The organism is Streptococcus sp. HMSC066F10, assembly GCF_001813805.1.
Lineage (GTDB): Bacteria > Bacillota > Bacilli > Lactobacillales > Streptococcaceae > Streptococcus > Streptococcus vaginalis.
Genome location: NZ_KV813986.1, coordinates 1 through 20,269 on the forward strand (window position 1 = coordinate 1; position 20,269 = coordinate 20,269).

At 38.9% G+C, this 20,269-nt stretch carries 23 protein-coding genes and 3 pseudogenes; 6 read left to right on the top strand and 20 right to left on the bottom strand.

The genetic code is table 11. The features are described from left to right. The 10 genes and pseudogenes from HMPREF2933_RS10380 to HMPREF2933_RS05970 all read right to left on the bottom strand — a co-directional run. Positions 1-135: pseudogene (locus HMPREF2933_RS10380) on the bottom strand (sigma-70 family RNA polymerase sigma factor); the annotation flags it as partial. Between the two features lie 216 nt (positions 136-351). Next, complete coding sequence (nusB, locus tag HMPREF2933_RS05930) at positions 352-777, bottom strand: transcription antitermination factor NusB (RefSeq protein ID WP_003037723.1); 426 nt, start codon at positions 775-777, stop codon at positions 352-354. Then, the gene (locus tag HMPREF2933_RS05935) at positions 770-1,159 is read right to left on the bottom strand and encodes an Asp23/Gls24 family envelope stress response protein (protein ID WP_003037725.1); all 390 of its coding nucleotides are present in this window, start codon (positions 1,157-1,159) and stop codon (positions 770-772) included. Before HMPREF2933_RS05935 ends, nusB begins: the two co-directional genes overlap by 8 nt. 109 nt (positions 1,160-1,268) lie before the next feature. Next, a complete protein-coding gene (efp, locus tag HMPREF2933_RS05940; protein WP_003026309.1) occupies positions 1,269-1,829 on the bottom strand; it encodes an elongation factor P in 561 nt (186 codons plus the stop codon). A 58-nt stretch (positions 1,830-1,887) separates the two neighbouring features. Continuing rightward, complete coding sequence (locus tag HMPREF2933_RS05945; RefSeq protein WP_024052417.1) at positions 1,888-2,949, bottom strand: M24 family metallopeptidase; 1,062 nt, start codon at positions 2,947-2,949, stop codon at positions 1,888-1,890. 384 nt (positions 2,950-3,333) lie between these two features. After that, positions 3,334-3,873, bottom strand: coding sequence for a 6-phospho-3-hexuloisomerase (gene hxlB / locus HMPREF2933_RS05950; protein ID WP_070654278.1), 540 nt, complete (start codon positions 3,871-3,873; stop codon positions 3,334-3,336). A 17-nt stretch (positions 3,874-3,890) separates the two neighbouring features. Further along, on the bottom strand, positions 3,891-4,343 hold the full coding sequence (locus tag HMPREF2933_RS05955; protein ID WP_070654279.1) for a PTS sugar transporter subunit IIA: 453 nt from the start codon (positions 4,341-4,343) through the stop codon (positions 3,891-3,893). 9 nt (positions 4,344-4,352) lie between these two features. Then, on the bottom strand, positions 4,353-4,643 hold the full coding sequence (locus HMPREF2933_RS05960; protein WP_024052420.1) for a PTS sugar transporter subunit IIB: 291 nt from the start codon (positions 4,641-4,643) through the stop codon (positions 4,353-4,355). Positions 4,644-4,667: 24 nt separating this feature from the next. Further along, positions 4,668-6,023: a PTS galactitol transporter subunit IIC gene (locus HMPREF2933_RS05965; protein WP_070584422.1), complete on the bottom strand. Its 1,356-nt coding sequence runs from the start codon at positions 6,021-6,023 to the stop codon at positions 4,668-4,670. A 38-nt stretch (positions 6,024-6,061) separates the two neighbouring features. Next, a complete protein-coding gene (locus HMPREF2933_RS05970; protein ID WP_024052422.1) occupies positions 6,062-6,580 on the bottom strand; it encodes an RpiB/LacA/LacB family sugar-phosphate isomerase in 519 nt (172 codons plus the stop codon). Between the two features lie 175 nt (positions 6,581-6,755). Between HMPREF2933_RS05970 and HMPREF2933_RS05975 the strand changes: the two genes are divergently transcribed. Next, entirely contained in the window at positions 6,756-7,508 is a 753-nt protein-coding gene (locus tag HMPREF2933_RS05975; protein WP_083308037.1) for a DeoR/GlpR family DNA-binding transcription regulator, read from the top strand. 117 nt (positions 7,509-7,625) lie between these two features. Here HMPREF2933_RS05975 and uvrA read toward each other — a convergent pair whose 3' ends face one another. Next, positions 7,626-10,451, bottom strand: a complete 2,826-nt coding sequence (gene uvrA, locus HMPREF2933_RS05980) for an excinuclease ABC subunit UvrA (RefSeq protein ID WP_070672619.1) — start codon at positions 10,449-10,451, stop codon at positions 7,626-7,628. Between the two features lie 122 nt (positions 10,452-10,573). Here uvrA and HMPREF2933_RS05985 point away from each other — a divergent pair, with 122 nt between their 5' ends. After that, positions 10,574-11,518 carry a magnesium transporter CorA family protein gene (locus HMPREF2933_RS05985; protein ID WP_003030529.1) on the top strand — a complete coding sequence of 315 codons (945 nt, stop codon included), beginning with the start codon at positions 10,574-10,576 and terminating at the stop codon, positions 11,516-11,518. A gap of 15 nt (positions 11,519-11,533) precedes the next feature. Then, positions 11,534-12,211 carry a DUF1129 domain-containing protein gene (locus tag HMPREF2933_RS05990; RefSeq protein WP_024052425.1) on the top strand — a complete coding sequence of 226 codons (678 nt, stop codon included), beginning with the start codon at positions 11,534-11,536 and terminating at the stop codon, positions 12,209-12,211. Positions 12,212-12,390: 179 nt separating this feature from the next. Here the strand turns inward: HMPREF2933_RS05990 and rpsR are convergent, their stop codons facing one another. The 3 genes from rpsR to rpsF are packed head-to-tail and all read right to left on the bottom strand — an operon-like array spanning position 12,391 to position 13,460. After that, positions 12,391-12,630, bottom strand: coding sequence for a 30S ribosomal protein S18 (rpsR, locus tag HMPREF2933_RS05995; RefSeq protein WP_000068664.1), 240 nt, complete (start codon positions 12,628-12,630; stop codon positions 12,391-12,393). A gap of 36 nt (positions 12,631-12,666) precedes the next feature. Beyond that, positions 12,667-13,158 (bottom strand): single-stranded DNA-binding protein, encoded by a 492-nt coding sequence (locus HMPREF2933_RS06000; protein ID WP_070672620.1) that lies wholly within the window; start codon positions 13,156-13,158, stop codon positions 12,667-12,669. Positions 13,159-13,169: 11 nt separating this feature from the next. Further along, on the bottom strand, positions 13,170-13,460 hold the full coding sequence (gene rpsF, locus HMPREF2933_RS06005; protein ID WP_003026325.1) for a 30S ribosomal protein S6: 291 nt from the start codon (positions 13,458-13,460) through the stop codon (positions 13,170-13,172). Between the two features lie 267 nt (positions 13,461-13,727). On the opposite strand from rpsF, the pseudogene HMPREF2933_RS06010 reads away from it, so the two are divergent. The 3 genes and pseudogenes from HMPREF2933_RS06010 to HMPREF2933_RS06020 all read left to right on the top strand — a co-directional run bounded on the left by HMPREF2933_RS06010 (position 13,728) and on the right by HMPREF2933_RS06020 (position 16,066). Further along, positions 13,728-14,770: pseudogene (locus tag HMPREF2933_RS06010) on the top strand (GtrA family protein). Continuing rightward, positions 14,767-15,672 carry a phosphodiester glycosidase family protein gene (locus HMPREF2933_RS06015; protein ID WP_070672624.1) on the top strand — a complete coding sequence of 302 codons (906 nt, stop codon included), beginning with the start codon at positions 14,767-14,769 and terminating at the stop codon, positions 15,670-15,672. Before HMPREF2933_RS06010 ends, HMPREF2933_RS06015 begins: the two are co-directional and overlap by 4 nt. Then, positions 15,653-16,066 carry a hypothetical protein gene (locus HMPREF2933_RS06020; protein ID WP_206151521.1) on the top strand — a complete coding sequence of 138 codons (414 nt, stop codon included), beginning with the start codon at positions 15,653-15,655 and terminating at the stop codon, positions 16,064-16,066. Before HMPREF2933_RS06015 ends, HMPREF2933_RS06020 begins: the two co-directional genes overlap by 20 nt. A gap of 226 nt (positions 16,067-16,292) precedes the next feature. On the opposite strand, the gene HMPREF2933_RS06025 is transcribed toward HMPREF2933_RS06020, so the two are convergent. The 6 genes and pseudogenes from HMPREF2933_RS06025 to metF all read right to left on the bottom strand — a co-directional run bounded on the left by HMPREF2933_RS06025 (position 16,293) and on the right by metF (position 20,163). Next, positions 16,293-16,895 carry a histidine phosphatase family protein gene (locus HMPREF2933_RS06025; RefSeq protein WP_024052430.1) on the bottom strand — a complete coding sequence of 201 codons (603 nt, stop codon included), beginning with the start codon at positions 16,893-16,895 and terminating at the stop codon, positions 16,293-16,295. Beyond that, positions 16,896-17,489, bottom strand: coding sequence for a histidine phosphatase family protein (locus HMPREF2933_RS06030; RefSeq protein WP_024052431.1), 594 nt, complete (start codon positions 17,487-17,489; stop codon positions 16,896-16,898). It abuts the gene before it with no gap. 11 nt (positions 17,490-17,500) lie between these two features. After that, positions 17,501-18,343: a Cof-type HAD-IIB family hydrolase gene (locus HMPREF2933_RS06035; RefSeq protein ID WP_070672630.1), complete on the bottom strand. Its 843-nt coding sequence runs from the start codon at positions 18,341-18,343 to the stop codon at positions 17,501-17,503. 12 nt (positions 18,344-18,355) lie between these two features. Further along, a complete protein-coding gene (locus HMPREF2933_RS10610; protein ID WP_117625225.1) occupies positions 18,356-18,532 on the bottom strand; it encodes a family 1 glycosylhydrolase in 177 nt (58 codons plus the stop codon). Beyond that, positions 18,490-18,989, bottom strand: a pseudogene (locus tag HMPREF2933_RS06040) (family 1 glycosylhydrolase); the annotation flags it as partial. The gene HMPREF2933_RS10610 and the pseudogene HMPREF2933_RS06040, both read right to left, overlap by 43 nt. 307 nt (positions 18,990-19,296) lie before the next feature. Then, complete coding sequence (metF, locus tag HMPREF2933_RS06045; protein WP_070242010.1) at positions 19,297-20,163, bottom strand: methylenetetrahydrofolate reductase [NAD(P)H]; 867 nt, start codon at positions 20,161-20,163, stop codon at positions 19,297-19,299. Between the last annotated feature and the right edge of the window lie 106 nt (positions 20,164-20,269).

The window sequence follows — 20,269 nt, forward strand, 5'->3', positions numbered from 1 at the left end:
CTGGCTTACCAACTGATAGAGCACCAACATTCCCTCTTGGTCCCAATCACTTAACTCCCACAGGTGGATATAATATTCCCTCCGACATTTCAGTACGATTCCTCTCACCTTGGCATATAACTCCTTGAACTCCATCTTCTTCTCCTTCCTTTTTCTTACCTTTTAAGGATAGCATGAAGGAGAACCCTTTGGTTTTCTTCTATCTATTTTTTATCTTATTGCATCTCTTCTGGGTCTCGTGAGCAGCATCCCTGTCACTTCAGAGGTTTTCTGAAGCTGTTTAGCGGATAAAATTGAAAAAGAGAGAACGAAGTTCGTCCTCTCAATCCTGTATTCATTTCTTCTTAAAATTTATTCTATAACAAATTTACTTAAAATACCATTGATAAACTTGCTCGATTTTTCATCTGAGAATTTTTTAGATAGCTCAATTGCTTCATTGATTGCGACTAGTTGAGGTGTATCAAACTCTGTCATCTCAAACAATCCCAAGCGAAGAATATTTTTTTCTATCAATGTAAGACGTTCCAAAGTCCAACCTTCTTTTAGGTACTGGCTAAGCTTGTCATCCAACTCGTTTTTAGACTGTTCAACACCCGTGACGAGGTTCAATAAAAAGGCTGGAATTTCCACATCAGAATCGTTTGTCATATCTTTATCATAGAGATATGCAAAACGACACGCTTCTACAATATCTTTTTCATATTCCAAACTCATTAATGCTTGAAATGCACGTTCACGTAGTTCTCTTCTTGCTTCCAGTTGTACATCAGTCATTGAGGAAATCCTCATCGAACAAATCTTTTAAATCTGGTTTTGGTGTTTTTTCAGGCACAATACCCGCTACATGGATGTTCACTGCGGATAATTCAACTTCTGCCATATCAGAAACAGCACTTTTAACGGCTTTTTGAATAGCAACAGCTACTGCTGGCACCCCTACACCGTATTCTAAGTATAAATAAATGTCAACAGTTACTTCGCCATCACTGGCGGTATGAAGATAGACGCCACGTCCTAAAGAACGTTTTGCAAGACTGTCAGACATGCTTTTATTTGCGAAAGAGTAAACACCGTCCACTTTAGCCGTTGCAATGGCAATAATTTTTTCTAAGACACGCGGTGCGATAACGATTTCGCCTAATTGTTCAGTTGCCATAACTTGTCCTTTCTTAAGACACAAAGACATTCAAGGAGTCTGTTCAATATTTGTCAGGCTCTCAGTCTGAATTTGATAGTAATTAAGAACTTCTAGTTCTCAACATAAATTATGCACGAGAAACGTAAGTTCCTTCTTGCGTATTGATAATCAATTTTTGTCCAACTTCGATAAAGTCCGGTACGTTGACCACAAGACCTGTTTCAAGAGTAGCTGGCTTACCAGAACCTGTCACCGTTGCTCCTTTAATAGAAGGTTGTGTATCTGTTACGACTAATTCTACAGTCGTTGGAACTGTAACACCGATAACTTCGCTTCCGTAAAATTGAATTTTCACTTCTGAATTTTCAAGAATAAATTTCAATTCTTGCTCTACATTCGCTACTGGGATTTCATATTGCTCAAATGACTCTGTATCCATGAAATAGGCTGTATCATCCATTTGATACAAATATTGTGCTGGGCGCGTTTCAATAATTGCTTGTTCAAATTTTTCTTCAGGACGGTAAGTTGTGTCAAAAGTTGAACCTGTGCGTACATCCCGTAATTTCATACGCATAACAGTATTCCCTTTACCTGGTTTATGATGGCTTGCTTCAAGGACACGAATCAATTTTCCGTCCGTTGTTTCAAACGTCATACCAGCTTTCAGCTTACTTGCTTCAATCATTATTATTACCTCTTTTAAAATAGATTTCTCTTTATTTTATCATAAACATTGACAATTCTCAAATAACAATTAACTCTTTTGGCGCGAGCGTTAGGAGTTCGCAGCCTGTGTCTGTGATGAGAATGTCATCTTCAATCCGCACACCGTATTTCCCATCCAAATAAATACCCGGCTCATCTGTTAAGACCATACCCACTTCAATCGGCTCAGAGGATTTACCAAAATAAGGAATCTCATGAATATCAAGACCAATTCCGTGTCCAATTCCATGCGTGAAATATTGTCCGTAACCTGCATCGTTAATCACTTTGCGCGGTACTTGATCAAACTCAATACGACTCATACCAGCTTTCGCCGCTTCAATCAGAGCTTGGTTGCTCCGTAACACAATATCGTAAATCTCGCGCTCCTCATCCGTCACATGACCAACATGAATGGTTCGCGTCATATCGCTAACATAGTGATTATAATAACAACCAAAATCCATTGTCAAGGTTTCACCTGTTTGAATGACCTTCTCGCTAGCTACTCCATGCGGCATAGCAGAGCGATAACCTGATGCAATAATAAAGTCAAAAGAGGCTCCCGATGCGCCCAGTTGCCGCATGCGAGCATCTAAAAAGTTCATAACTTGTAGCTCCGTTGTTTGCCCCGGCTTGATAAAATCCAAGACATCTAGAAAGGCTTGGTCAGAAATTTGACAAGCTTTTCGAATCGTGGCAATTTCTCCTTCATCTTTGATCATGCGTAGATTTTCAATGAAAGCAGTCATTGCTGTCAGCTTATAACCTGAAAAAAGCTCTTCAAGAGTTTTGAAATAATGATAAGAAATTTCGTCATCAAATCCAATAGTTTCTATTTTATCATTTGCAATGATCTTCGCAATTTCTGACAAAGCATCACGTGTTTCGACAATATCAAAACCTTTTACCACACCTTTGGCAATCAAGGTATAGCGGGAATCTGTCAAAAAAATCCGTCGCGTTTTGCTAATGAAAACTGTCGCTTCTGTTCCGCTAAAACCCGTTAGATAGTAAATATTCTTCAGATTGGTTACTAAAACAGCATCACAATCCGTTTGCGCAAGTGCTGCTTCTAATTTATTTACTCTTGATAACATAAAAATCCCTCCGTAAAATGATTAAAATTATTATATCAAAAAAAGTTGTAAATGGTATAACCTTTATAGTTACAAAATACATTTAACTGTTGAAAATGATTTTTAAAAACAATCTTTACTGATATCTTTTATGGAGATAGCAAAATATAAAGGATTGAATTCTCTATGTATCTATCTTTTTTAAGGTTTTCTAAGTAAAAATCAGAAAAGTTTGTTAAAAAAGGAGAAACTATCCAATAACTTTTAAAATGATAATCCAAAAAACTCAGAATCAGGTTAGTAAAAATACTGATTCTGAGTTTTTACGGTTTTCTTGAGTTTTTATCTAGCTTTTGGGGACTATACAAACTTAAAAGAAGTATTTTTAGCTTAGAGAAGAGATGACTATTCTAAATTTGCATGACGTTTTGCCATAGTTTCATTAGATTCATTTAAAATCTTCATTAATTTTAAAATAAGAATATCATATAAAACCAGACTAGACTGTTCAAATACTGAACCCATAGGTTGTTTTCCAACTTGCTCACTAGCTTTATTTTGAGCAGGAATCACCAAAACTAAATTTGATAATCTCCCAATTGTAGATGATAAATTTGTTGTAATAAGAGCTGAATCTAACGATAACGTGTTAGCTTTTTTTATCAATGAAACTAAACTATCTGTTTCTCCAGAACCAGAGCCAATAATCACTAAATCATTTAGCTGTGTGTGGGGGGAATTAATGTCTCCAACAATGCTTACTGATAATCCTAAATGCATTAACCGATTAGCAAATGCACGAATCATCAAACCTGACCTTCCCATACCTGCTAAAAAAATATGATGTGAATTTACAATTTTATTCGCCAAATCATCCAATTTCTCATCGTCAATCTGATTTACCGCTTTTTCAATATCAGATAGAATAATTTGAGATTCTTCCATTTTGTCTACCTCAACTTTTAAGAATCTAGTTTTGCTTTAATGTTACTAGCTACTTCTTCAACACTATTTTTTTGGCATTTCTTAATAAACACGTCATCTTGAAAAAGAGCAATCACTTTACGTAAAACTGCAATATGCTGTTTTCCTGATGACAAAGCTAGATTAAAAACTAATGTAACACCAACTTTCTGATTCTTATCTTCCATTAATCCGAAAACAACTGGCTCTGATAAACGTACAACGCTTACGCTATCTTCAGTCACAAAATCAGAATTACCGTGTGGCATTGCTACGCCTTGTCCACTTGCCAACGATAAACCTGTAGGAAAATCAACCTCACGGTCAATACATGCTTGGATATAGTCACTTTTAATATTATTTACTTTAAGAAGAGCTTCTCCCGCAAAACGAATTGCCGATTGATAATCTTTTACAGTTTCGTCTGCATCATTCACTACAACATAAACCATAATAAACTCCTATTTAGTCATTTCACCTTTAACAGCATCAAAGATTTCATCCTCACCAATACCAGTAAGTAAACCTGCTCCAACTATAACTGGAACTGTTAAACCTTCATTTTCAAGTTTTGTAGATGAAACAACTAAATCATAGCTATTGAACTTTTCAGTTGAACAATCCATGAGAGAAGCTTTATCAACTTGAACATCAGCAATTTTTTCATCTTTTAAGAAATCTTGTAAAACTGACACCATAATTGATGATGAAGCAATACCATTTCCACAAACAACAAGAATTTTTTTAGCCATAATGATTACCTCTATTTCTATTTATTAAGCATTTTCGATTTGAGCATGTTCTTTTTTCTTAAGTAGATAGCCTACTGCAACAAGAATTGCTCCAACTAAAATATAACCAATTAATCCAATATGTGATACTGCCGCAAAGAGACCTGTAAAAGGATTAGCGGATGGGTTTAAAGAAGAATACATAACACCTTCTTTAGCACCTGCACCAAATTTTTGGAAGACCTCGTTAGTTGCTGGTGTCATCCATGATGCAATATAGAGACCACCACCAAATAGAATCACTGAAGTCAACCAAGTACGAATAATATTTCCATTAAAAACAGGAACCATACACGCAATGAAGAAGACAAACTGTGATAAATCACCTAACGGCATGACTTTATTCCCAGGTAAAATTACTGCTAGAATCACCATTACAGGAATAAGAAGTAAGGCTGGAGCGATAACTGATGGATTACCAACAATAAGTGCCGTATCCATACCAACTGTAATTTCTCGGTCTGGGAATTTTTTAACCAATTTCTTACGCGCAGCATTTGAAAGCGAAACAAGTCCTTCCATCATGATTGAAGTCATCTTAGGAAGAAGAAGCATAACAGCTGCCAAATACATACCAAGTTGTAAGCTTGAGATAATTGTTGTATAAGGGTTACTCCAATCATAACCAAATAACCCTAAAAGCACACCAAGAATAAAACCTACAACTGTTGGATCACCCAATACTCCAAAACGTTTTTGAATAGACTCTGCGGTAACATTCCAATGACGCAAACCAGGGATATGATCATAAATCCAGTTAAACGGATAGGCAAATAAAAGATAAGTATTAGCAACAGGGTGTGAAATTGAAACTCCTTTTGGTAATCCAAAAAATTCATTATTACGTTTTGCACCTAAATCAGATGCAATAAGTGCCCAGACATGGAAAAGTCCTGCTGTTAAAACACCATAAAGAAAATTACCAGAATAAACAGCAACAATTGCTCCCATTGATGCATTTTGATGAAGGTTAAAAACATCAACATTAACACAGTCCGTCAGTTTCAAAACAAGAAGAAGAATATTAATACCAACACATAGTGGAATAATAATTGCTCCCATATTTGAACCAAATCCCATAACCGCAGTCGCAGCACCACCAACATCAATAGCACTTAAAGAAGAGCCTGTCTTTTCTGCTAGCCCGGTGATGGCTGGCTCCATTTTATCTAACATAAAATTAATGACAAGAGATAAAGCAATAAAACCAATCCCAACTTTCATTGCTGATTGAATCGCTTCAGAAAGCGGTCTGCGTAAAATCAGCATGAAAACCAAGAAAATTAGTGGGATAAAAATAAAATTTCCTAAATTATTAATAAAATTTGTAATAACTTCCATTTTTCTACTAGCCAGCTTATAACTAGCCTCCTCCTTTACTATTCAGGTCTAAAGCCCATGTTCCACGCGACATAATCAGGCTTTTTCAATAGACGATTATCATCAGCTTCTGCTTCCAATAAATTTTTCTTTGAATTTTCACGAGCTGTACTAAAACAAAATGGTTCATCATACCAAGCATCTACAATCTGTTTAAGATATTCAAGACCATTGACACGGCAACCAAGACCAATAACCTGTGTATTATTACTAAGTCTTGCACGTTTTGCTGAGTAAGGATTCGTTACAGCTACCGCTCTAATTCCCCAATGCTTATTGATTTGACAAGTAAATCCAATTCCAGTACCACAGATGTAAATTCCTAATCGACATTTATCACGTTGAATAGTCTCAGCCATTTCATCCGCCAGAACTGCAAAAGTATTAACACCATCTTCTGGCACTTTTACAGGATCATAAACTATCTCAGCATTTTTTTCTTCAATAAGATAGTGTTTGAGAGCTTCTTTTGTTTCAAAGCCCAAATCATCACAGGCAATTGCGATTTTTGTTTTCATTTTCCGTCTCCTTGTAATCGTTTTCTTTTTATGCCTATATTATATCATTGGTTTTGGTTGTTGTCAATGGTTTTTTGATGGTTTTTATTATTTTTTATTGGTTTTCAAGCAAAAAAACTTGTTTTTTGTTAGTTTTGATATATAATTATATTTAGAAACAAGTGAGGTGAACATAATGTTATTGGAAAAAAGACGCCAACTCATTCTTGATGAATTAAAAAATAATGGAACTGTCTATGTCAGCAAACTGTCTGAACAGTTTGAAGTTAGCTACGAAACGATTCGCAAAGACTTATCATATCTTGAAACAAAAGGATTGCTCATAAAAAGTCACGGTGGAGCTATTTTAAAACAAAATGCTATTGAATTATCTTATAATACACGCGAAAAAGAAAATACTTCTAATAAAAAAAGAATTGCCGAAAAAGCTCTTGAACTCATTCCAGAAAATGCTTCAATAATCATTGGAACAGGTAGCACAACTGTCGAATTAGCCTATTTACTAGCTCAAAAATCTGGCTATAAGATTTTTACAGATTCTTTACCTGTCACAAATGCTTTAGTTAATTCAGATAATCAACTATTCTTTTTTGGTGGAGAATTCCGCCCTAAAAGCTCATCAGTCTTTGGAGGGTGGACTATTTCACAGATAAAACAAGTTTTCGTTGATATTTGTTTCCTCGGTTCAGATGGTTTTTCAAATATTGACGGCCCTTCAAGTCCGTCTTCTTCAGATGTGTTTATTGACCGAGAAATAATAAAACAAGCCGACAAAGCTTACATCCTAGCCGACTCTAGTAAATTTGAAAGAAAAAGTCTCTATAAAATCTGTGATTGGTCAGATATCACTGCTCTGATTACAGATTCAGATGCGGATGAAGCTAAGTGTCTAAATATTGGGAAACAAACAAAAGTTATTCTTTCGTAGCCTTAAAAATCTATAAAATTATTAAACCGCGCCCAAAAGTTAGATTCCTTTATCCAACTTTTGGGTGCGGTTTAATTTTTCTTTATTGCTAGATAGGTCAGCAACGTGTTAAACTTTTCAGCTCAATTTTTCTTTTAGATACTGACCTGTATAGCTTTCTGGATTTCCAGCTACTTCTTCTGGTGTGCCAGTTGCGATAATAGTACCTCCACCAATACCACCTTCTGGTCCAAGGTCAATAATGTGATCGGCCGTCTTAATAACGTCCAAATTATGCTCGATGACGAGAACCGTGTTGCCATCATCTACAAAACGTGATAGCACTTGGAGAAGTTTCGCAATATCCTCCGTGTGCAGACCTGTAGTTGGTTCATCCAGAATATAGAAAGACTTACCTGTTGAGCGCTTATGAAGTTCGCTGGCTAGTTTCATCCGCTGAGCCTCCCCACCAGACAGAGTTGTGGCAGGTTGCCCCAAGGTCACATAGTCTAACCCAACATCTTTAATCGTCTGCAACTTCCGCTCGATTTTTGGAATATGCTTAAAAAATTCTACTGCATCATTGACCGTCATATCCAAAACTTGAGCAATGTTTTTCTCCTTGTAGTGCACTTCCAAGGTTTCACTATTGTACCGTGTTCCATGGCAAACCTCACAAGGGACATAAACATCTGGTAAAAAGTGCATCTCAATCTTGATAATTCCATCCCCAGAGCAGGCCTCGCAGCGTCCCCCCTTCACATTGAAAGAGAAACGCCCCTTTTTATACCCACGAATCTTAGCTTCGTTGGTCTTAGCAAAGAGATCGCGAATATCATCAAAGACGCCAGTATACGTCGCTGAATTGGATCTTGGTGTTCGGCCAATCGGGCTCTGGTCAATATCAATCAAACGATCAATATGCTCAATTCCTGAAATATTTTTGAATTTACCCGGTTTGTCTGAATTACGATTGAGTTTTTGAGCGATTGCTTTTTTCAAAATGGAATTAACCAAGGTGGATTTACCAGAACCAGAAACCCCCGTCACGGCTATAAATTTTCCTAACGGGAAGCGGGCCGTGATGTTTTGCAAATTGTGCTCTCGCGCACCTGTTACTTCAATAAAGCGGCCGTTTCCTACGCGGCGCTCCAATGGCACTGGAATTTCACGTTTGCCCGATAAATACTGACCTGTAATTGATTTCTTGCTTTTTGCAACTTGCTCTGGAGTGCCTGCCGCAACAATTTCACCACCAAAAACACCTGCTCCAGGTCCAACATCAATCAACCAATCAGCTTCGCGCATAGTATCTTCATCATGTTCAACCACAATGAGAGTATTGCCCAAATCACGCATTTTTTTGAGACTGGCAATCAAGCGATTATTATCGCGCTGATGAAGACCGATAGAAGGCTCATCTAAGATATAAAGAACACCGCTGAGATTAGAGCCGATTTGAGTCGCCAAGCGAATCCGCTGACTCTCACCACCAGACAGCGTGCCTGCAGAACGAGATAGAGTTAGATAATTAAGTCCGACATTATTAAGAAATGTCAAGCGATCTCGGATTTCTTTGATAATTGGTGTTGCAATGGCTACTTCATTTTCAGTCAAAGTCAGATGAGAAAGTAATTCTAAATGATCTGCAATAGATAAATCAGATACTTGCCCAATATTAAGACCACCTTCACCCCCCACTTTAACAGACAAGGCTTGTGGATTCAATCGATAACCATGGCAACTTGCACAGGTCAGCTCATTCATATAGGTTCGCATCTGGGTACGAGTGAAATCACTATTGGTCTCATGGTAGCGACGGTTTATATTGGTTACCACTCCTTCAAAAGGGATGTCGATATCTCGCACGCCACCGAATTCATTTTCATAATGAAAATGAAATTCTCGTCCTTCAGAACCAAAGAAGATTAGTTGTTGTTCATCTTCGGTCAGTTCCTCAAATGGCTTATCCATATCGATACCAAATTCCGTCATTGCCTGTTCTAGCATTTGAGGATAATAATTTGAAGAAATAGGATTCCATGGAGCTAAGGCGCCTTCCCGCAAGGTCTTACTACTGTCAGGAACCACCATATCCAAGTCCACTTCCAGCTTCACACCCAGACCGTCACAATCAGGACAAGAGCCAAATGGTGCATTAAAAGAAAAGAGACGAGGTTCCAACTCAGGTACCGTAAAGCCGCAGACTGGACAAGCATAATGCTCGGAAAAGAGTAATTCCTTGTCATCCCTCGTGTCAATCACCACATAACCGTCTGCAATTCTTAAGGCTGCTTCAATCGAATCAAATAACCGACTGCGTACACCGTCCTTAATGACAATCCGGTCTACCACTACTTCGATATCGTGCTTTTTTGTTTTAGAAAGCTCTGGAACTTCTGTGACATCATAAATATCTCCGTCCACGCGCACACGCACGTATCCGTCTTTTTGAATTTTCTCAAAAATTGTCTTGTGTTGCCCTTTTTTCTTGCGAACAATAGGCGCTAGGATTTGCAACCGCTGACGCTCTGGCAATTCCAAAACCTGATTGACAATCTGCTCCACAGAAGAAGCGGTAATAGCTCCATGCCCATTGATACAGTAAGGAGTTCCCACACGTGCATAAAGCAAACGAAGGTAATCATTGATTTCCGTAGCTGTTCCAACCGTTGACCGCGGATTCTTGCTGGTCGTTTTTTGATCAATAGAAATGGCTGGACTAAGTCCGTCAATTGAATCCACGTCTGGTTTTTCCATATTGCCCAAAAATTGGCGAGCATAAGCAGACAAACTTTCTACATAGCGACGTTGCCCCTCTGCATAGAGAGTGTCAAAAGCTAAGCTAGATTTGCCTGAACCAGACAAACCAGTCACGACAACCAGCTTGTCTCGCGGAATTGTGACATCAATATTTTTTAAATTATGAGCTCGCGCTCCATGAATGATAATTTTATCCTGCATCCTTACCACACTTTATTTTAAACTTCTTTTTATTATAACAAAATTTTCTGCAATCTTTTACCCAAAAACTCGGAATTTTGTAGTATAATAATACGGTGTGCAAATAACTGAAGGAGGAAAATATGAAACAAGTCTTTCTATCGACAACAACTGAATTTAAAGAAATTGATACACTTGAGTCGGGGACTTGGATCAATTTGGTCAACCCTTCTCAAAGCGAGTCTACTGAAATTGCCAACGCTTTTGATATTGACATTACGGACTTGAGGGCGCCGCTCGATGCAGAAGAAATGTCTCGTGTCACTATTGAAGATGAGTATACTTTGATTATCGTGGATGTTCCAATTACAGAAGAACGAAATAATCAGACTTATTATGTGACTATTCCTCTAGGGATTATTATTACCGAAGAGGCGATTATTACCACCTGTTTGGAAAAACTCCCTTTATTGGATATTTTTATCAATCGACGGCTGCGTAATTTCTATACTTTCATGCGTTCGCGCTTTATTTTCCAAATTCTTTACCGCAATGCCGAGCTTTATCTGACAGCGTTGCGCTCCATTGACCGCAAGAGTGAGCAGATTGAAAGTCAACTGCACAAGTCCACTCGCAATGAAGAATTGATTGAACTCATGGAGCTTGAAAAAACGATTGTTTATTTCAAGGCTTCCTTGAAAACCAATGAGCGCGTGATTAAAAAGCTGACCAGTGCCACCAGCAATATTAAGAAATATTTGGAAGATGAAGATTTGTTGGAAGATACACTCATCGAGACCCAGCAGGCGATTGAGATGGCAGATATTTATGGAAATATCTTGCACAGTATGACAGATACGTTTGCTTCTATCATTTCAAATAATCAAAATAACATCATGAAAGCTCTAGCTTTAGTGACGATTGTCATGTCCATTCCAACTATGATTTTCTCAGCCTATGGAATGAACTTCAAAAACAATGACTTACCACTCAATGGGGAGCCACATGCTTTTTGGATTATTATTTTCATCGCCTTTGCGATCAGTGTTTCACTGACAGTTTACCTCATTCACAAAAAATTATTTTAATTAAAAGGAGATCTTATGACACAAGTTTCTTTGGATAAACTCAGCAAAAAAAATCAAGAATTTGTCCATATCGCAACCCACCAACTCATCAAAGATGGAAAGACAGACGAAGAAATCAAAGCCCTGCTAGAGGAAATCATCCCAACGATTCTTAAAAATCAAGCAAAAGGAATTACCGCTCGCGGACTTTATGGAGCACCTACTGTTTGGGCAGCGAATTTTTCAGAAGCAAAACAAAAAGAAGCTCAAACTATCAAAGAAAATACCAATCCGTATCTCATGATTATGGATGCTTTCTTATTTGTCTTTAGTTTATTTGCTATCTTAAATAGTAGTGTTAACTTATTCTCCAAAAATCCTAGCAATTACGGTATTGTGACGATTGTACTTGGTAGCGCAGTAGGGGCACTCGTATTTTATGGCATGTATTACTTTATTTACCGTTTTTATTATGCCGACCAGGACCAAAGTCAGAAACCACCATTTTTCAAATCGCTTCTTATCATTTCAGCTGCTACGATTTTGTGGGCTGTTGTTCTTTACGGCACAACCTTCCTGTTGCCAGCAGTTTTAAATCCAAAACTGCCGAACTTATTTATCCTTGTGTTTGGTGGAGGAACTTTGGCACTTCGTTTCTATCTCAAAAAGAAATTCAATATCCGCAGTGCTTTAACCGCACCAAGACAACTTTAGTCATATTTTTATTTGAACATCCGCTTGTTTCAACAGGTGGATGTTTTAATAAGATCTAATAAGTATTTTTGACAACCGTTTCAAACAATTTTGAGCATAAGAAAAGCAATCTATTTAGTTGCTGATTGAGTTTTAAAAAATGAGCATGATTTTATGAAATTCATGCTCATTTTTATATTTTAGTCTTCGTTTACGAAAGGCATTAAAGCCATTACGCGAGCGCGTTTTATTGCTGTTGTTACTTTACGTTGGTTTTTAGCTGAAGTTCCTGTTACACGACGAGGAAGGATTTTCCCACGTTCTGAAACGAAACGGCTAAGAAGCTCAGTATCTTTGTAATCAACATATTCAATCTTGTTTGCTGCGATGTAATCAACTTTTTTACGGCGTTTAAATCCGCCACGACGTTGTTGAGCCATGTTCTTTCTCCTTTATATCATTATTCTGTTTGTCCATTAAAATGGTAGATCGTCATCTGAGATGTCCATTGGATTGGTATTACCAAATGGATTTTCATCACGAGAAAAGTTGGGTACTTGATTGGCAGAAGTTGAGTTCCCAAAGTTGGATGATGAATTTCCGAAATTATTATAAGTGTAGCCACCAGAAGATTGACCCTCACGGCTGGCACGACTTTCTAGCAGTTGGAAATTGTCAGCTACCACTTCTGTCACATAGACACGTTGACCTTGCTGGTTTTCGTAGTTACGTGTCTGAATCCGACCAGTAATTCCGATGAGAGCTCCTTTTTTAGCCCAATTTGCAAGATTTTCTGCCTGCTGGCGCCAAATTACAACGTTAATGAAATCTGCTTCTCTCTCGCCACTTTGATTTTTAAAGTTGCGATTGACAGCAAGAGTAAAAGTTGCGACCGCTTGATTTTGCGGAGTATAGCGAAGTTCGGCATCTCGGGTCATCCGACCCACAAGTACAACGTTATTTATCATAGCAACCCTTCTTATGCGTCAAGTTTGACGATCATGTGACGAAGAATGTCAGCGTTGATTTTTGAAAGACGGTCAAATTCATTCAAAGCGACTGCGTCTTCAGCTTCAACGTTTACGATGTGGTAAAGTCCTTCACGGAAATCTTGGATTTCGTATGCAAGACGACGTTTTTCCCAGTCTTTTGATTCAACAACAGTTGCACCGTTGTCAGTCAAGATAGAGTCAAAGCGTGCTACCAAAGCGTTTTTTGCTTCTTCTTCAATGTTTGGACGAATAATATAAAGAATTTCGTATTTAGCCATTGATTTTTCCTCCTTTTGGTCTAATGACCCCCAGCCATTGCAAGGGGTAAGTGAGGTTTTCTCACGAATAACTATTATACTAAACTTTTTGGAAAATAGCAAGAAAAATTCGATTTTTGTTTTTGTAAAAAGCACAGTTTTTCCCTATACTCCATTACCCATTCCATTCCAAAACCTTAAAAAAAGCTGATATCAGTTAGTTTTAAGCTATGCTCTATATACTGTTGTGTAAATTTTCTATCACTTTTCTAAGAAAGGAGTAAACACATGAACTATTTAGTCATTCCCGCATACAGACCCGACCTTCATCTTATTCATTTGTTGCAAAAGGTGAAGGAAAAGAGTTCGCTGCAAATCATCGTGGTAAATGACGGCAGTCCAGCTAACGATGATTCCATTTTTCGAGAAACACAGAAATATGCTACTATTCTATGCCATACAACAAATCAAGGGAAAGGGCAAGCGCTGAAAACAGTTTTTTCTTATATTGATTCCTTAGGGTAATATGGGACAGTGGTCACAGCTGATGCAGATGGTCAACACAACGTATGGGATATTTTCCGAGTGAGCAAAAAGGCTCAAGAAAACCCCAATCACTTGATTATAGGAGCGCGTTCTTTTTCTGGCAACGTTCCTTTGCGTTCGGCTTTTGGAAATAAATTAACACGATTTCTGTTTAAGCAACAGACTGGTGTTTCCGTGACAGATACCCAAACAGGACTTCGCGGATTTACAACCAACATGATCCCATTTATGTTGAAGGTTGAAGGGCAGCGTTATGAATATGAAATGAATATGCTACTAGCTGCTTCCAAAGAATACCCTATCATTGAAGTTCCAATTGAGACAGTTTATATTAATGATAATCAAGCTTCTCACTTTAGACCGGTACGAGACGGGCTCATGATTTATAAAGATATGTTTAAGTTCGCTCCCTCTTCAATTAGTAGTTTTTTGATTGACTATATCGTCTATGCTCTCGCCCTCTTGGTACTTGCTGCGGTACCAACTAGTCTCAAAATTTTACTGGCAAACGGAGTGGCTCGTGTCACTAGCTCGATTTTTAATTACTCCACAAACAAAAGATTGGTCTTTAAAAATAAAGACAGTGTTGTTAAAACGGGTACTGGTTATTTCGGGCTAGCTTTGGGCTTATTTATCCTCGATACTCTTCTAATCAGACTATTTTACGCCGTTTTCGGTCTCAATTTGCTGATTATTAAAATCCTCGTCGGAGCGCTGCTCTTTTGCCTATCTTGGCTCGTTCAAAAAAAATTATTTTCAAAGAAAGGACTCACACCTTATCATGAAATTTTTAAAAAAATCCTATGCTTATGCTAGTCTCTTTGGTATTTTGCTGACAGGGTCGTTTACCTACTCAATGTTAAAAACCTTTGTCCTGTCAGAGGCTATTACAACGGTCAAAAGTTCTTCTAACTCAACGAGCACAACAACTGCTAAAACCGCAACAAATGCAACAACGACTGATACAAGCTATAAGGATAATAACATTTCTATTAACCTAACTACAAAAAACGTCAGCAACACAAAAGTGTACATTGCAGATATTACGGTCAGCTCATCTGAATATCTAAAAACCGCTCTAGCACAAAATACATATGGAAATAATGTGACAGCTAAGACTTCTGTCACAGCTGCCAATAACAATGCCATTCTTGCTATCAACGGAGACTACTACGGAGCCAACACGACTGGCTATGTCATACGTAACGGTGTCGTCCATCGAAATACCGTTCGTGAAGATGCTAGCAATGGTGATTTAGCAATCTATAAAGATGGGAGTTTCGGACTTGTTTACGAACATGATGTTTCTGCTGAAGACTTGGTTAAAAATGGTGTTGTAAACCTTCTTGCCTTTGGTCCGACTTTGGTTGACAATGGTAAGATTGCTGTTTCAAGCAATTCGGAAGTGGGGCAATCCATGTCTTCTAATCCACGTACAGCTATTGGGATTATTGATAAAAACCACTATATTATCGTCGTATCAGACGGTCGAACTTCAGAAAGTGCGGGACTTTCTCTTTACGAACTCGCAGAAGTTATGAAGTCTTACGGTGTGAAAACAGCCTACAATCTGGATGGTGGTGGTTCGTCTACTCTTTACTTCAATGGAAAAGTCGTCAATAAACCAACGACGAACGGAACGATTTCAGAAAGGGCGGTGAGTGACATTGTCTACATCGGTTACTAAAGCAAGCAAGAAACGGCTCAAAAAGACAGCCGTTGTCTATGCCTTAATCACAGTATTTTTCTTCATTTTCAGCCGTATTTACGAGCACTTCAGCTTTGGTGAGACTTCTGTCTATATGCATTATCTCTTTGGAGTGCCACTAATTGGAGGGATGGTGCTTCTGATTTTTCAAAAAATGATTCCTAATCTTTCACGGCTCAGTCTCAATCTTTGGAATTCTGCGGTTGCAACCATTGCTATGGGTGTGCTCTTTCGTGGTATTGTCAACCTGTCTGGACGCTCCACCACAATGGATCTACCCTACTGGTACATGGGAATTGGACTTGCTGGATTAGCCCTGCTCTCCATGATCTTCACCAGAAGCGTGTGGATGACAGAAGAACAGTTTTTATAATCTTGCAAATCTCGAAAAATTCTTCGAGATTTTTCATAAAATACTTGAGCCCAGGATAGTTTACTAATGCAATCACCTGCAGAAAAAGGAAATTTGAGAAAATTACATATAAAAAGATATAAAATGATGGTTTTGGTCATCATTTTCTTTCTTTTATTCAACTATTAAACAGCCACTCTATACTATTTTCTCTATAAGAAATCAAGCGAGAACAAGTAAGTTGCCGTTACAAGTCATAGACCGTTTTAGCCAATGGGTCAATAACTTGTCGAAGCAGAAACTGGTCGTTTTCATATTGGTAATGACAAATGGCACAGTTACTGAAATAAATATTAGGATCAGGCAAATAACCTACTTTTAGATAAAAAGCCCACATAGCGCCACCGTGGCTGACGACCAATATTGGATTTTCAACAGTAGGCGTTTTTTTCATGATTTCTGTCAGAGTGGTCAGCATGCGTTCTCCTACTTGAATCACATCTTCACCCCCATAAGGCACGTATAAATCTTCAAAAGACACCGCACCGGCTCGAAACTTTGGCTGCAATCTTTCTGGCTGAGCTTCAAAAAGTCCAAAATTCCACTCTTTCACCCCCTTGAGACGGGTGTAATCTGTTCGCCCCGTCACAATTTCCAAGGTATCAGAAGCCCTCTCTTGAGTGGAAGAGTAGATACCGCCAAATTCAATGCCATTTTTCTCGAAAAAATCTCGCGCTTGCTCGGCTTGCTCTATACCTAAATCAGTCAGCGGTGAATCACACACTCCTTGCACCAAGCCTTCTTGGTTGAAAAAAGTCTGACCATGCCGCATCAAATATAAATCTTTCATTTATTTTTCCTCCCAGTTGCTAAAATCGTGATTGATGACTTCTTCCAGATAGAATTGATCATCTTCGAAAGAAAACTTCAAAATACCACAATTGGTCATGTGACCTAGACTTTCCAGACGCCAATTTTTCTTCCAAGCTCTGGCAAAATTGGCCATAGCTGCGCCATGAGAGACCATGAGCACGGACTGACCATCTGTCTCTTGCATGAGCTGAAGAATGGTCGCTGCCATACGCGCCTGCACCTGTTCCTGCGATTCACCCCCATAGGTCACAAAAAAATCTTTATAGGGCAGGGGCGGATTAAGATCCTCGCTTTCCCCTTCAAAGGTCCCGAAGTTCCACTCCTTGAGACCTTTCACTCGTTGATAAGGAAGGCTGCAATTTGTGACAATTTCTAAAGTGTCACAGGCTCGTTCAGATGTTGAACTGTAGGCTGCATCAAACGTAATCCCGGCATTTTTGAAATAGTACCCAGCCACCTGAGCTTGATACACTCCTAAGTCCGTTAAAGGGGCATCACACCAACCTTGAATCCTATGCCGTTTATTGAATAAAGTTTGCCCGTGTCGCATCAAATAAAGTGTTTTTGTCATAAACCGTTCCTCTAAAGAAGTCCTAATTTTTCAAAAGCATTGTAGAGACCGTCCTCAGCCACGTCATCTGTCACCATATCCGCCATGGCTAATATTTCTGGACCACCATTTCCCATAGAAACCCCAACTTGACAATATTCCAACATCGGAATGTCAATTTTGGCATCTCCAAAAGCAATCGTATCTTCTTTTTTCGCCCCTAAATGTTCTAACAGCACATCAATCGCATGAGCTTTCGTAATATCCTTAACTCCTAAGTCGCCAAAGAGAGATTCCTCTCCACGACCACCCCATGTACCAGCCTTGAGCTCTGGAAAAGCTTCCTTAGAGTCCAAGTGATCCTGATAAGAAGTGAGAATAAAGCTGATTTTATTTAGATCATCTCGGTAAAGCTTGCCACCAAAGACCATGCCATGCATCACATCCTCAACCTCTTGATGTTCAACTTCCGCATCTGGTTTTCCTTTTTTCTTGGCATAAAGTTTCATGACCGGACGCGCTGCGTCACGAAAATACTCACTAGCAAAGAGACCGTTGTTACTTTCTAAATAAAATTCCAATCCTCTCTCATGCAACCAGTCTACAACTCTCTTTTCCACTTCTAAAGGAATCAGCTGATGCATGATAACCTGACCTTCATGCTCCACACAAGAACCATTCCCGCCAATCATACCGTCTAGACCGATAGCCCAGATTTCCTCTGGCATTTCCGCCTTACTACGCCCTGTACAAACATAGACTAAATGCCCATTTCCCCGCGCCTGACGAATAGCCTGGATAGCGGATTCTGGAATGCGATTGTCATAATCCACCAAAGTTCCGTCTACATCTAAAAAGATAATTTTTCTGCTCATCTGTTGACCTCTCTATTCTTCTAAGGCCGCTGCCCCGTTGGTTTCAATCACTTTCTGATACCAGAAGAAAGAATCCTTACGGGAGCGGTCATAGCTTCCATTTTCCTCATCGTCTGCATCTACATAGATAAATCCATAACGCTCAAAAAACCAATAACTCGGCGATTCTTCCAGCCACCGTACTCTAATGCCAAATGAATCGGTGTCTCATAGTGTGACAACGTCACTAAAGGCTCAATGCCATATTTCAAGAGTTCGTCAAAGACCGCATCGTAAAAAGCCAGCCCTTCTTCATTAGGATCTACATCGTCTCCATTAGGGAAAATTCGACTCCAAGCGACAGAGAGGCGGAAAGTTTTAAAGCCCATTTCTGCAAAAAGAGCAATATCTTCCTTGTAACGATGATAAAAGTTAGAGCCCCAGCGCTTAGGATAGAGTCCTTCCTTATCATTAAGAGCAGCTTCTACTTTTTCTCTGGTCATGGGTGCGGCAAAACCTTCCATATTTTGACGCTCCTCAGGGCGTACAGCTTTGGCTGTATCAGACGTAGCCGGACCACGCCACCTAAATCCCAGCCACCTTCATACTGATTGGCTGCAGTCGCGCCACCTCACAAAAAGCCATTCGGAAACTGTTTTTCTGTCATTTCATTCACCTCGTTCTTTCGTTACTTCTATTATACTCTTTTTTGTGACCCCTTTCTTGTAAAATAGTCATAAATACTGATACTATTCTTTCCTAGAAGAATGAGCATTTTACACAATCATGAAAAAAGCTGGGACAAAAGTCTCCAGCTTCAAAGTACACAAGGTAGTGGCTGATTGCTTAAAACACTGCTTTGAACTTACAGATAGAGCGTACGAAGCAAGACTCAATGTTGTTCGCTTTTTAAACTCGGAAGACTACCTTTGACGAAAACTTTGTTTTCTTAGTCTCCCAGACTGTCTCACGCCCTAGCTTGACACTTTATTATTAAAGAATGTATGTGTCGCCTGATAAATTTGATGAGCAGTACTGGAATTGTTCATTGTATATAGATGAACACCTGCCACATCTTGAGTGACTAAGTCAACAATTTGGTCAATCGCATAGGCTAATCCTGCTGCTCTGAGTGACTCTGGATCGTGTTCATATTTATCTAGAATAGAGCAAAATTTTCGTGGTAAATAAATGTTTTCACAGGTTTTGAGCAAACGAAGAACCTGATTACGGTTTAAAATCGGTATAATCCCCGCATGAATCGGAACTTCAATCCCAGCCAGAGTACATCTTTCTTGAAAATCATAAAAACGCTCATTATCAAAGAAGAGTTGAGTGACCAAACTCGAACAGCCTGCATCTACTTTCTTTTTGAGATTCTTGATATTTGAAACTCGGTCTGGTGAATCAGGATGACCTTCTAGATAGCAGGCCCCGATAATCTCAAAGTGAGGAGCTTCTTTCTTAATATACTCAATCAAATCTGTTGCGTAGACGAAGTCCTTTTGGGGTTCCACATCTCGAAGGATATCCCCTCTGAGCGCCAATACTTTATGAACACCTATCTTATCAAGTACTGTCAGAGTTTCTGTAACCATTTCCTTAGTCAGATAAACCGCAGGCAGGTGAGCAATGGTCGGGATGTGCAGACCATTGCAGATGAAGTCCGCCAGACGCACCGTCGTTTCTTCGATATTGAACTTATTATTACTAGCTGTGACACTGATGAAATGAGGCGCCAGGTCCTGCATTTCCTTCAGGGCCACCATAATATTTTCATTGCCTACTGCTGGATTTGGAGGAAATACTTCAAAAGAGAGAGACGGGCTTTGGATAGACATGTTTTACAATTCCTTTCGATATTTACGAGAGTATGTGACAATCCCGCAAGTTATACTCTTCGAAAATCTCTTCAAACTTTGTCAACCTTCAACAATCTAGGAGATT